The 13,401-nt window shown below is 40.0% G+C and carries 8 protein-coding genes and 3 pseudogenes; 10 read left to right on the plus strand and 1 reads right to left on the minus strand.

Going from position 1 to position 13,401, the window contains the following annotated elements; genetic code table 11:
• Positions 1-358 (plus strand): annotated as a pseudogene (locus Psfp_RS09665) (class I SAM-dependent RNA methyltransferase); the annotation flags it as partial.
• Positions 359-545: 187 nt separating this feature from the next.
• Positions 546-1,607, plus strand: a pseudogene (locus Psfp_RS09670) (PEP-utilizing enzyme); the annotation flags it as partial.
• A gap of 95 nt (positions 1,608-1,702) precedes the next feature.
• Here the strand turns inward: Psfp_RS09670 and Psfp_RS09675 are convergent.
• Positions 1,703-1,897 (minus strand): annotated as a pseudogene (locus Psfp_RS09675) (hypothetical protein); the annotation flags it as partial.
• A gap of 323 nt (positions 1,898-2,220) precedes the next feature.
• On the opposite strand from Psfp_RS09675, the gene Psfp_RS09680 reads away from it, so the two are divergent.
• The 8 genes from Psfp_RS09680 (at position 2,221) to Psfp_RS09715 (ending at position 13,331) form a co-directional block, all read left to right on the plus strand.
• Positions 2,221-2,469, plus strand: a complete 249-nt coding sequence (locus Psfp_RS09680; RefSeq protein ID WP_134218341.1) for a type II toxin-antitoxin system prevent-host-death family antitoxin — start codon at positions 2,221-2,223, stop codon at positions 2,467-2,469.
• A 2-nt stretch (positions 2,470-2,471) separates the two neighbouring features.
• Complete coding sequence (locus Psfp_RS09685) at positions 2,472-2,795, plus strand: type II toxin-antitoxin system RelE/ParE family toxin (RefSeq protein ID WP_134218342.1); 324 nt, start codon at positions 2,472-2,474, stop codon at positions 2,793-2,795.
• 243 nt (positions 2,796-3,038) lie between these two features.
• On the plus strand, positions 3,039-4,331 hold the full coding sequence (locus Psfp_RS09690) for a DUF2399 domain-containing protein (RefSeq protein ID WP_192895354.1): 1,293 nt from the start codon (positions 3,039-3,041) through the stop codon (positions 4,329-4,331).
• Positions 4,324-5,847: a hypothetical protein gene (locus Psfp_RS09695; protein WP_134218344.1), complete on the plus strand. Its 1,524-nt coding sequence runs from the start codon at positions 4,324-4,326 to the stop codon at positions 5,845-5,847. The genes Psfp_RS09690 and Psfp_RS09695 overlap by 8 nt, the downstream gene beginning before the upstream one ends.
• Entirely contained in the window at positions 5,828-6,469 is a 642-nt protein-coding gene (locus Psfp_RS09700) for a hypothetical protein (protein ID WP_134218345.1), read from the plus strand. The genes Psfp_RS09695 and Psfp_RS09700 overlap by 20 nt, the downstream gene beginning before the upstream one ends.
• Positions 6,470-6,485: 16 nt before the next feature.
• Positions 6,486-11,177 carry a hypothetical protein gene (locus Psfp_RS09705; RefSeq protein WP_134218346.1) on the plus strand — a complete coding sequence of 1,564 codons (4,692 nt, stop codon included), beginning with the start codon at positions 6,486-6,488 and terminating at the stop codon, positions 11,175-11,177.
• Between the two features lie 424 nt (positions 11,178-11,601).
• Positions 11,602-12,291, plus strand: coding sequence for a response regulator transcription factor (locus tag Psfp_RS09710; protein WP_134218347.1), 690 nt, complete (start codon positions 11,602-11,604; stop codon positions 12,289-12,291).
• A complete protein-coding gene (locus Psfp_RS09715; protein WP_134218348.1) occupies positions 12,288-13,331 on the plus strand; it encodes a sensor histidine kinase in 1,044 nt (347 codons plus the stop codon). The genes Psfp_RS09710 and Psfp_RS09715 overlap by 4 nt, the downstream gene beginning before the upstream one ends.
• Positions 13,332-13,401 lie beyond the last annotated feature (70 nt).

A 13,401-nucleotide genomic window follows, 5' to 3' on the forward strand; every position in this document is an offset into this window, starting at 1 on the left:
GGTTGAAGACGCCCGCCACAATGCAGTCCTGAACAAGATCAGCAACATCGAGTTTTTAGCCGGCAAGGTGGAGAGACTTCTCCCGGCTTTGGCCCGTCAAGGCCTGCGCCCGGATGTGGTGGTGCTGGACCCGCCCCGTCGGGGTTGCGCCCGGGAAGCTTTGGATGCGGTTATAGCGATGAAGGCGCCGCGTCTGGTCTATGTGTCCTGTGAGCCAGGCACCCTGGCACGTGATTTGAGGTACCTGGCGATAAGGGGATACCAGGTTAGAGAAGTCCAGCCGGTGGATATGTTCCCCTGGACGCACCACGTTGAGAGTATAGTTCTGATGACGAATAGTGGTTTAAAGGGCAAATAAGGCAGGTTGACCATTATATGTAGTGGTTTTGGAGTAAAAAATGAGCAAAAAACGCGCTGAAAAAGTGCATTTTTCGGCCTGTTTTTTTAGGGGTTTTGATTTTTGATGTTAACAGGGGCAAAGAACAAAAATCAGACATTCGCATTAGTAGGATAATTGTAAGTTTAATTGATTTAAATTGCTGCTAGAAATGGGGCTGGCGCTATTGGATGTCGCAGATGTGATTCGTCCTTATCCAGAAGTAATTGATTATTTACAACATGTAAAAGATGATAACTTTTTGGATGAACTGGTTAAGTTTGATGGTGGACAGGAAACCCAAGATGTTATCTATGCTTATCTTAACAAATACGGAATGCGATGTGTCGGAGAAATCGATATTACTAAAACCCGTTGGAGCGAAAAACTAACTACACTTGTCCCCATGATTCTCAGTAACATCAAAAACTTTGAGCCTAATGCCGGCAATCGGAAATTTGAGCAAGGGCGACAGGAAGCTTTGAAAAAAGAACAAGAGTTATTAGATCGATTGAAGCAATTACCGGATGGTGAACAAAAAACCAAAGAAACAAAACGAATGATCGACCTAATCCGGAATTTCATCGGTTATCGTGAATATCCCAAATACGGCATCGTTAATCGCTACTTCGTTTATAAGCAGGCTTTACTGAAAGAAGCCGAACAACTCGTACAAGCCAACGTTATTCATGAAAAAGAAGATATTTACTACCTCCCTTTTGAAGAACTTCGCGAAGTCGTACGCACAAATAAACTGGATTACCAGGTCATCAGCAAACGAAAAGACGAGTACAAATTATATGAAAAACTAACTCCCCCACGTGTTATCACGTCTGATGGTGAAATCATCGCAGGTGAGTACAAACGAGAAAATCTCCCAGCCGAAGCTATTGTGGGTCTACCTGTTTCTTCCGGAGTTATAGAGGGACGAGCACGTGTCATCTTAAACATGGAAGATGCTGCTCTAGAAGATGGAGATATATTAGTCACCTCCTTTACTGACCCTAGCTGGACACCATTGTTTGTATCCATAAAAGGCCTAGTCACCGAAGTTGGTGGACTGATGACCCACGGAGCAGTTATCGCACGTGAATATGGCTTACCGGCAGTTGTCGGAGTAGAAAATGCTACCAAACTGATAAAAGATGGGCAACGAATTCGCGTGCATGGAACAGAAGGGTATGTGAAATCCTATAATGGGGAAGATGTTGTCTTCCTCCTGGGGAGCTAAATAAAAGATGAAAGCTAGAAGGCGGCCCAATCAGGGTCGCTTTCTCAGAAGGAAAAAAGTAATTACATGAGACAATTTCATAATGTTGTCAATAGCTAAAGATTAGTCCTCCAGAATTTCACATAACACTTTTTAGAAAATTCAGCAGCAATACGTTTAGAATTGTTCAATCGGTCTACGGCCAATTTACAAAGAGTATATGATAAGATGGAAAACTCAAAGTCGACTTTGGCTAGACTTCCTCGATGACGGATATTGTTTAGCTAAAAGTACTCCTTGCGATAAGCATTTGTCAAATATACTTTGCCGGAAGATAATAACCAAATTTTCGCTTCTAAGCGCCGGAGTAAGTCCACGGTATCCAGATGGCGGGATAATAAGCCCCGTTTAACTTTTTACACTAAAACGTTTGAAATTAAAAAAACATTCCGCCAAGGCTCCACCGGGTTCAAACGGCATCTTTTTTGTATCCTCAAGGCATTGCGAGGCGGTTGTGAAGCTTGAAAAAGTAAAAGACTGATGGATTGAGGGTTTGCTGTTAAATATGATGTTGAATTTTACGAAACATTAGCATATAATGATTACAACGCAATAAACTGTGGAGGCGCAAAGGATGCCCAATATAAAACCGGTTTCAGATTTGAGAAATTATAACGAGGTTCTTCGTTCTTGCCAGGTTGGGGAGCCTGTGTTTTTGACCAAAAACGGCAGAGGTCGTTACGTGCTTCTGGATATACAGGAATATGAAAAGCAACAGGCTGTAGTTAAGCTTTTATCAAAGCTTGCTGAAGCGGAGGATACCATTAAAACAGGAAAGGAATGGAAGACCCTTGATGACCTCAAGAAAGCATTGGAGGTCTGAAGGTGAAATACAAAATTAGAATCAACCCTATGGCCATTGCTGATGTGCAGGAAATAAAAGCCTACATCGCTGAGGATAATCCGGAAGCAGCTATACAGATGGGAGCCGTCATTTATTCTAAAATAGAAAATTTGGCTGATTTTCCTGAAATGGGAGTCTCGCTTGGTGCAAAGATTAATCTAAAAACGGATTATCGCTTCCTTGTTTGTGGCGTTTATCTGGTATTTTACAAGATCGAGGGAGAATTCGTTTCAGTTTATCGTATATTGAATGGGGTAAGGGATTACCTGTCAGTTCTTTTTTCAGATGAGCTGACCGAGGACTAAAATCAGGTATTGTTTAGCCGTCACAGGTGTGGCGGCTTATTCAATTGATAGGGAGTGCTAATCTTGTTTATATCCTTATTTTTACATTGGTGTGTTATAATCATAGTCGAAGAAAGTCGGATGATAAAGTACTTCAGGAACCCATTAGGGCAATAAGTGTGGGATAAGTGATTTATGTCAATAGGCATGGAAGTTTATGATTGTATGAGAAGTCTCCAGTCGAAGGGGGGTCTTCAAAGAGTAATGCATGACAGCTATTTAAATACATTTTTGAACAATGGTGAAATCGTCATTTCCGATATTGCAGACGATAGAGGAATTCATGAGAGAGTTATTCACCAACAGCAAAAAATTGTTCAGTACAAAACAAAAACACTGATTTACTCTCTTGAAGAAAACGATATACCCCCAGAAATACAAAATAAAACGCCATGGAGTAAGAAGAAGACTGCTTCGCAACTTAAAAACTGGTCAGGTTCCGGGTTAAGTGGCTTGGCATTTTCTCATCAAACTAATAAGTGGGTAGCCCTGGGTATTCTTATTCAGGTTAATGAATTTGCCGACCGAGGAATTAATCTTAAAAATACATATTATGTTCCGGGTTTCAATTTGCTAAATTATTGGAAAACTCAAGCGCGAGAAAATGAAGAACAGAATAAAAAACTTATCAGAGCGTTTACCGAAATCCTGAACAACCTAACCAATCCATATGAGCATGTGGGTTTTGAAACATTAAAGCAATGGCTTTTAAATCGAATTAACGAAAAGAAAATTTCGATAAAACATTTGGACTTTTTCCTTTCTGTTCTTATAACCGCTTCCAAAGCACCTTTTTTTGATTGGAAAGAGATAGGGACAAACTCCTATTTTAAAGAGAAAGTCCATGCTGCGTCAAAAATGTTTGATGGAAACATGGTTGCACTGCTGGAAGAGCTGGAAGAAATCATAGGTGACCCCGTTAGCAGTATCCACCTGACAACACGGCCGGGAAACAGGGATATCATACTGGCTGCTCAGTGCCGGTTGGTCTTTACATTTGGTATGTATAACTATGAAAAAGCTCCGGTTTTAGCTAAAGTAACTGACGAAGAAGTGCATTATTTACAGTCGATAGACGCAAAAAATATTAGAACTATTTTTGCTGCTGAAAACAGAGCGGTCGTTCGAAAGCTGATTAAACATATACCCTATGGACATAGGGCCCATATTGGCATCGTTGGGTTTGACGGTCAAGTACGCTCTGCTGTCTATGATTTACTGCGTCATTTCAAGAATGCGGGTGTCGGTCAAATTATTATTTGGAGCGACTATGACAGGGCCGCAATCGCTATGGTTGAAAAACTTTATGCTTTGGAATTTGAACAGTTTAAGTTTGTTGCCAAAAAACAGGGAACGCTCCTCCTGGTTTCCTATGCAGAAGGCTTAAAGCAATTAAAAGAATTGGCCGGCACAAACCACTTAACGGAGCAAGAAAATTTTTTATGGGATTTTGATTTGTTAGAGACAATCGTTTTGGAGGGAAATGTCAATGATTGAGCGTATTCCTTTCTTGCCTGACTCAGAAGGTGATACCGATATTCTGGGGCGCAGTCTTAATGAGCTGTCACACTTGAGCCGGGTTTTGTCGTTTCTTGTGCGTGAAACCAACCAGTATAAGCTTCAACTGGACTTTTTACTTTTGGTTCATTTAGTTCTTCAAACCGCTTTTGATCCGGATGAGCGGCTGGATACAGAAGAGCAATTGGCCAATCGATTAAGAAATCGCTTTAAGCGTCCCATCACTGACGAATTTGTCCAACAGGTCCTTTACCAAATGCGCTCCGCAGGATGGGTTGATAAAACAAAGCAGGACGGAATTAGGATCACCAATGCAGGCATTCGCATGGGCACATTGCTTTTAGATATGGTGCAAAGAAACTATGTATATCACGAAAAGGATGACTTGCAGAAAGAGATTTTTATCGCAGAGTTATCTTCGTTAAACCTTGAAACGAGTCGGAAGTTAAGATTGGACAGTATGCCCAACTTCTTGCAATTATTAAACTCGGTTTACCGCATGACTGAACTCGTCCAGCGCAATATACCCTATTATATCCAAAAGGAAAATGCCCTTGAAGAAATTAGTAAGCTCAAAGACTTGATCCTTGAATCTGTCCATAAAATTGAAGATTACACCAAAGAAGAGACAATAACGGAAAAGCTCGATGATTTTCGCCTGAGAAATCATTATATTGAAGGAATTATCCAAAAAGCTATTCTGGTTGGACAAGAAGGGTTAGGAGAAGTCGCCAAAGCGATAAGTATCGCTGCCTTGCAAGTCTGGACTGCAAGTATATCCAGAGAAAAGTTCAGCACTGCCTTGCGGGAAAAGATCAAGTCAGCCGTTCAACATGAATATTACGAAGAAAGCGAAATCCAATCGGCTTATGAAATCATGATCCAAATGGAAACAGAGGATAAACCTGTAGCCTATTTGCCGGCGAAGATATTTGGCGGGATATCACCAAATGATGTATGGCAGGCGATCGAAGATGGTGAACGAGGTGATTTTGGATTTGATTTTATACCCAATAAAAGATTGGATATTCTGCATACGGAAATTGAAAACACTGCTCCTGAATATGCCAATATGAAAGAAATTGCTCAAATAGAAGGACAATACAATCAAAATACAGCGGGAGACAGCAGTTACCTTCAAGAGTTTGAAGAAGTGCTTGAGATGGGAGTTCAGAATGCCGGACGAGAGGAAACGATTAAAGACTGGATTTATCTTTTTGAGAACCCGGATCGTCTGAAAGCGGTAACCTTTATGGACCTTATCTCTTATTTATCAACACTAATGCCTAGCTATTTCAACCTTTTAAAAACGGGGACCTCAAAAACCAAACAAATCGGCAACTGGGAGTTTCTAACCGTAAAAGGTGCCAGTAATTTATTGAGCGGAAATGAACTTGTTCGCTTTCCCCAAATAGATGAACTGGAAGCAGGCAACACGTTAGGAGAATTAAGAGGATTAGTCAGGAGTGAAGAAAATGGAACAAACAACAAGTAATAGCATTTCGTTACTTCCCAAATATAAAAATGCTATTCAACTGCTTGCTGCCAGTTCGAGCATTATTTTAAGGCGTGATTGGATTGGACTGACAAAGGACGGATTGAAGAAAGCCCTTAACGCCAAAAGTGATCAGGAAATTAAAGATTTTATAGCGATCAGTAACATGCGTCTGGAACAAGAAACAATACCGGCTAAAATTATTTATGATGACATTATTAACCGTTACGTTTATGTTCAGACGGTTCATCCCATAATTTTGACAGATCGCTTAAAAACTGCACCTATCCTGCTCTTTTTGCTTATGTATTACAACCAGATCACGCTTGGCCACCCTTCCACCAGTGTCCGTGAGTTGCTTGAAATTATCGACTCTTCCGTAACAGATAGACCAGACCAAAAGATTGCCAGCATAATGCAGCCTTTAATAGAATACTGCCTGATAAAAGAAGACAAGGAAGCTCAAAGCTATACGATAACCCGTATTGGCGAAGCGTTTATGACACCGATTTTACTTAAACGGCTTACTGACGTGACCATGTCGCAAAACTATTCGCTAGATGTTGTTTTGGAGTTTTTCAGAAAAGAAGTTCCCAATCCTAAACCACAATCACTGTTTTAGTGAGGGGGATGAATAGATGCTCTATCCCATTGAATTGACGTTTGAAAACGCCCGGGAATTCAAGAAGCAATCGGTCTATTTTGCCGATCCTCAAGGTTTTGAAAACATTTCTGAAATCGCCAACCATTATAAGGATAACGTCCTGATTGGCGGTTTGAATGGTACGGGAAAATCTACCATTGCTGCTGTTTTTGTTTGCATTCTCAACGCTGATGTTAATGAAGCGGATCCAGTTGATCTAATCTCTTCAAGTCAAGCGTACTCAGACGAGAACCCTTGGCTCTTCAAAGGACGCTTGATATTTTATAATGACGGGTCACTTGAAGATAATAAGATGTTTATCGAGATTAACGCTCGCTTCGAGGGAATCACAGAACATGAAAAGCCCAGAATACGCTCTAAATATTTTACGATCAAAGAATCAGATTCGATTGAAGAATTAAAAACTGCCCGCGAGTATGTGTATAGTAATAAAAATGATAAGTACGGTAAATTGGACGATTATAGGAAACAAATCGAGGCTTTGGGCATATCTCCGGACAAATATCTTTTGTATTGGAAACAAGGAGAGACCAGTAAATTTACCCAGATTAAAGATGTTGAGCGCTTCAACCAATTCGCACGTATGATGGGTATTGAAGAAAGCATTATGAACCTTGATCGAATGATTCAGCAACAAGCCGAGAAAGAGAAGGATGTTGAAATCGTTTCTAATAACTGTTTACAATTGGAACTCGATCTCAGGAATAAAGAAATTGACAAGAAGGAGAAGGAACGGCGTGATGAGGAACTCATGGCTGGCTCCGCTGATTTTGTCGATAAATTAAATGCGCTCATTGACTACAATACGAAAACTACCGAAGTGCTCAAAGGTAAGGTTTCGGTAAATGAGCACGCCTTAAATGAACAGAATGTCCGGGAAGCTCAAGTCGAAGAAGAATTGAATGCTATTCTGAAGCAAAAGGCAACAATTCAGACAGATTCTGACCAATGTATGTCTCAAATACAGAAAGTCAATGAACAAATGGTGAGCGTAAGCCAATCAGTATCGAATCTTGAACATGAAATTGACGAAGGCAAGAGTAAGTACCATCAAATTAAAGAATTTCTCGATATCCTTAAGCAAAAGGAACTTGGCGTTGAAGAATTGCAAAGATTGATCGAAAAACTGCAATCGGACTTAATAACGACTAAACTAGTGATTGAACAAAATGAATTAGAGTTAACCAATAAGGAAAAGGCCAAGAGAGAATTTGAAGAAAAAATCGCAGCTTTAGAGTCGGAGAAAGAGGAACTCGAAGGAAAAATCGCTCGCGCTCAATCCATCCTTGAAGAAAACCCGGACGTAGCTACTCTTCAGGAATGGATTGAAGGTATTGTGCTGGACATTGAAGATAAAAGAGAAGCACTTTCAAATAAGGAGAACGATAGATTAAGAATTGAAAAGGAACTAACCTTAATTGCTATGGCACTTGGTTTTCATAAAAAGACATTGGCAAAGGATACTGAAAATTTACAAAAGGAAATCACTCAGGAAGAAACCCAGATTAAGCAATGCCACGACGATCTCCAGAAGTTAGACCGGGACAAGATTATCTTGGAAAATGAATTATCTAAGGAATCTGCTGAACAATTGAGTGCTACTATCTCATCCCTTACCAATGAAAATGAGAATCTTAATGTTAAGGAAAAGGGTTATAAAGAAATTATTGAGCAGAATGGTCCAGCGGTGGTCGGTCTATATCACAGTATTAAGAAAACGGGCGAAGAATTAGCAAAGCAAATACGAGAAATCGAAGACGGGCTTCAACAAGCAAAAACTCAGATAGATATGACCAAGCAGTCGATGGACGATCTTTATACCGAGCAAAAAAACACTCAAGCAAAGTTAGAAAAATACCCTCTAAGTTCAGAGGAATATGCGCAAAAGATCAAAGAATCTCGGAAAATAGAAAATGATTTAAATTTGGAAACGGAACGGGTAACTCAACAAATAGTTGAGTTAAAAGATCAACTTGTGAAAATTGACCAAGGAATATTTGACTCTTCTCAACGGGAGTCGATGGCTAAGCAGGGTTTTAAAACATATGCTTTTCAAGATGTTTTCGAATTTAAGGATAGTGAACTTAATCAAGAGAAAGAGAAGAATTTATCCCTCTTAAAATATACTATCCTGGTTGATGCAGACGAAAAAGATTTGTTCCCTTTTTCCGGGCACTATCATGTTCCATTGAATGAGTATGCACCGGACAATTCTATAGAGCCTTTACCGTTTGGCCTTTCGTTCAAAAACAATATTAATCCCACCAATGCCAAGAAAGCAGTTTCATGGCTGCGACAAATCAGCGGTTACCTCAGAGAAAACGGACTTATTAAAGATAACATTGGAATAAGAGGGTATGATCCTGATAATGTAAGCTATTTTCTCAGTGCTGCTGCCAGAGAATATACCAAGGCTATTTTGCGGGCAAAAATCACTACGAAAGAAGCAAGAATCATTGAATTAAGTACTCATTCTTCTGAACAACAAGAAATTACATCAACGTTTGAAGCCAAAAAGAACGATCTCGATAATTTACTTTCCAAACTAAGCGAGTTAACAGAAAAAGCCGCTCAATTAGGAAAAAATCTTGAAGAGTATCGTAAGAACGAAGAGAGTCTTCAAGCGGAGGAAGCGAAATGCCGCGGGTTTCAGGAAACAATCAATTCAGTTAAAGATGTATTTAAAGAAGCGTATGATCAACAAACTTCAACCTTGTCATTTGAATTAAATGAGATCCTTACAAGAATGACAGAGTTAAAAGAGCAGATTGAGTTGTTTGAAAGTAGCAAAAAACTGCAGATAGAGACAAAGAGTAAGCTTGAAGCTAACACTGCTCAGATAGCAAAACTAGAATCAAAATTAGCTGAGTACAAGGTAAATCAAGAAAAGCTGGAGAAAGTCAATTCAGATATTCAAGTTTGGCTTGCATTGTTGGCGCAGGAAAAAGACAAGCTCGAATCTCTCAAGCAGAGCTATGTGCAAAAGGATAAGCTTTTAAGAACCATTGAACAATGGATTAATGAATTTGACAGATACTTTTCCCGGCAAACTTTTTATCTCAATATCGAGAATTCTTTAGTGGAAAATGATGGTGTTTTATCTCTGGAGGAAATTCAGGCGAAGTCTGAAAATCTATATCTTTATGAGCAGCAGCTTAACACAATTTTGACTGATAGTGGTAACCTAACTAAGGAAATTGAAAACCTCAGACTTGAAAAATCGCGGCGTGAAGAGCAACGCGTTAAAGTTGTAGACGCCCAAAAAGTAGTTGATCGTATGCCTGAAAAGAAGCAGCTAGTAGAGTCCATTACAGAGCTGCGCAATCAGGCCAATAACTGTTCAATAGATATTAGAGTCTTGGAAAAGAAGATAAATGAGTTAAAGGAAAATCAGGAGAAATCTCAAAAGAGTTTGGAACAATACCAGGAGTATTTTAACAAGCACCAGGAAATCGATTTTGAATTTTTAAATCAATACGAGCTTGCACTTGAAAAATTAAAGGTGGAACGGGAGAAACATCGTAAGCTACTGCAAGAATTCCATAATCTGGCCACTAAGCAAGAAGAGTATCGTCAACAGCTTGAACAAATCCAACTCAAAATTGCCCCGGTTGAAAAGGAATTAAAAGATATCGACGGTGTTATTCAAAAACTAAATGAGGATAATAATCTTTTAACGAAGCAATTAGAGGAGCTTAAAAAAGACGTTACCCCGACACTAGATGAAGAATACGATTACCGGCGCCTTAGTGAAGATAACTTTTCGCAGATTACGTTGGGAGATTGTTTGCCGATTTTTCGTCTTCTATATAATGGCAAGTTTTCCGAAGCTGTCCAACAAGAGTATATGCCAGGCTTCGATGAGCTTATGGAATTACTCAACCTTGAAAGTCAGGAAATTATTGAAGAACAAAAATATACTCAGGGTCGTCTGGTTATTAATCACTCATTAAAGCAATTACGCACCCTGACGATGAGGCCAATTAAAGAGTCCGCAGTGAAAGACTATGAAATTCTAAAACTAGAGTTTGAGAAGAATATGCGTGACAAACGACGACTTGAGGAGGAACTTGCCTCTTTCAGAGGCATCGTTGAGTCCGATTATAGAACGGTTGAAGGTATCATTACCAGTTCTATCCGGGCAATTTCTGAAAGACTGAATGAAGTTTTCGTTCCTATGAACTACACGGTTCAACTCGAATATCGCAATAAAGAAGAGGGCGGTGGCCATCGCCGGCTAGTTATGTGGTTTAAAAAGACCCATGAACAACAGATGAGGGTGGTGACCGAGCGTGGTGGTTTATCTGGCGGTGAACATGCAATTGTATCGCTTATGATGATGTATTCTATTCTTAGCATTAAAGAAGAAAAGAAAATGGAAGGTAAGAGCGGTGGATATTTACTGCTTGATGAATGGGATGCCAATCTGGACCCCTTAAAAGCTCAAACTGTATTTCAGGTCTTGAAAAAACTCGGGAAGAAAATTATTAGTATTACGCCAAGGAGTAGTTCGCGTAATTATCTCAGTGAGTTTGGCCTGCTCTTACGGGTAATCAATACACCTAGTCGACATGGCATCGTAGTACTTAAAGAACGTAACGAAGAAGCACTTAATGAATTCTTTGCTGAACTTGAAGCACAAGAGAAAAAACGGATAAAGTTTTAGCTTAGATATTGGACCAGCTGTAGCTTCCATTACATTTTCGGCAATGATATATCATTTGCCGAAAATGTAATTAACAACTGTAGTTAAAATAGAGCTGTCCGCCAAGGTCCCACCAGCTTCACACGGCATCTTTTTTGTATCCTCAAGGCATGTGGAAATTTGTGTTATGCTGTCAAAAATATGATTGGGAATCTGTATAACAGCTATATCTAAATCCTGACCGATTTTAAAAACAAAGTTTCTATGTATGGCGAAAAAATACTATATATCCTAAAATAATAGTACATCCGAATTACATCAACAACGTATTACAAGGTAGCTGTACGGTTAATTTGGATGTAATTTTAATAGGGTAACAGAATTTTGCTGAATCTATTCAGATCTTTAAGCTAAAGATGAAAATAAAGTGTATGAGGAAAATAAGATGATAACCAAAGAACGATACCGGATATATGTTGTTGAAGATGACGGGATGTTGGCCGATGAGATCTGCCGGCTGCTGATGAAATGGGGGTACGAAGTCCAGATAGCGGAAATGTTTGATAACATCCTGGATGAGTTTCTGACCGTACAGCCGCATGTTGTATTAATGGATGTCAATATCCCAAGCTTTGACGGCTTTTATTGGTGTAAGAAAATCAGGGACATTTCCGCTGTTCCGATCATTTATATTTCCTCCAGGGACAGCAGTATGGACGTTATAATGGGAATGAATAACGGCGGTGACGACTACCTGGCCAAGCCGTTTGACAATGCCGTCTTAGTGGCGAAACTCCAGGCAGTCATCCGCAGAACCTATGAGTATAGTTTCCAGGAATCCCATGTTCTTTGCTGCCGCAGACTGACTGTTCATCTGGAGGAAGCGACGGCGGTCTATGATAATAAAAAATGTGAGTTGACTAGAAATGAACTGAAGATTCTAAGACTCCTTATGGAAAACCAAGGGAAAATAGTCACCCGGAAAGCCTTGATGAGGAGTTTATGGGATGATGAAATCTATGTTAATGAAAATACCCTGACCGTTAATGTCAATCGTGTCAGGCTTAAGCTGGAGGAACTGGGACTTCAGTCATTTATCACGACCAAAAAAGGAATGGGGTATGTGATTCTATGAAGACGATAGCTTATATCAAGGGACAGTGGGAATGGATAGCCAGTCAGGCGGGTATTATTATCCTGGTCAATTTGATTTTATTGACAAGCACTCCCCTGGCGAAAACTCTGGGGGAGATTTTTTATCTGGATTTACTTATGATTTTCGTAGCCGCTGCGGGATATATCTTTCATTATCGGCGGCTGAATAAAGCCTATACGAAAATCAGGCAAACAATGGCCGGGGGCCTGGACATCGACTGGCTTTTCCGTGGCCCTTCAGCCTCAGCAGGAAAAAGTGTCACGGGAATCAGTCTGATGAAAGAACTGCTGGAATATAAAAACGACGGCTTCAGCAGAAAAGAAAACGATTACCGGCAAAGGATGAACGATTTAAAAGATTATCTGACCCAGACCGTCCATGACTTGAAAGTGAACCTTTCCGTCAGTGAAATGGTTGTAAACCGGTTGGAAAATGAAACGGATATTGCCAACAAATTGTTATTTCAGATCGAACAGATGAAATTCCGGATTAATCAAGCCTTATCGATCACCCGAGCCAATCATTACAGCGAGGATATCATATCGGAAAATGTTGACCTGGAACAGGTCGTTAAAGAAGCTATCGGCGATAACGCCGAATTTTTTATCGCGAAGAGTATCAATATTCAGAGCAATATCAGGCCGTATCATTTTATCAGCGATAAAAAGTGGATCCATTATATCGTTTCGCAAATCCTCAATAACAGCACCAAGTATACGGAGAAAAACGGTGAAATGACAATCAGCGGTCAGGAAGATGAATGGGGTTACCATCTGCTTCTGAAAGATAACGGCATCGGTATTCCGAAAGAGGAACTCGACCGTGTCTTTGACAAAGGATTTACCGGCAGCAACGGCCGAAACAGTACCAAGTCCACCGGAATGGGCATGTACTATGCAAAAAAAATGGCCGACACTCTGGGAATCAGTCTGAAAGTACAGAGTGAGCAAGGGATTTATACCGAATTTGTTTTATCTTTTTATAAGCTGTCTGATTACATGCAGCGCCAGCGACTCTAAAATGACAAAAAAGTCACATTTGACTTCCGAAATGTCATCAAAACCGATGGAACTGGAGCAGAAGGAATAC

This window comes from Pelotomaculum sp. FP, from assembly GCF_004369245.1.
In the GTDB taxonomy this organism is placed as follows: Bacteria; Bacillota; Desulfotomaculia; order Desulfotomaculales; family Pelotomaculaceae; genus Pelotomaculum_C; species Pelotomaculum_C schinkii.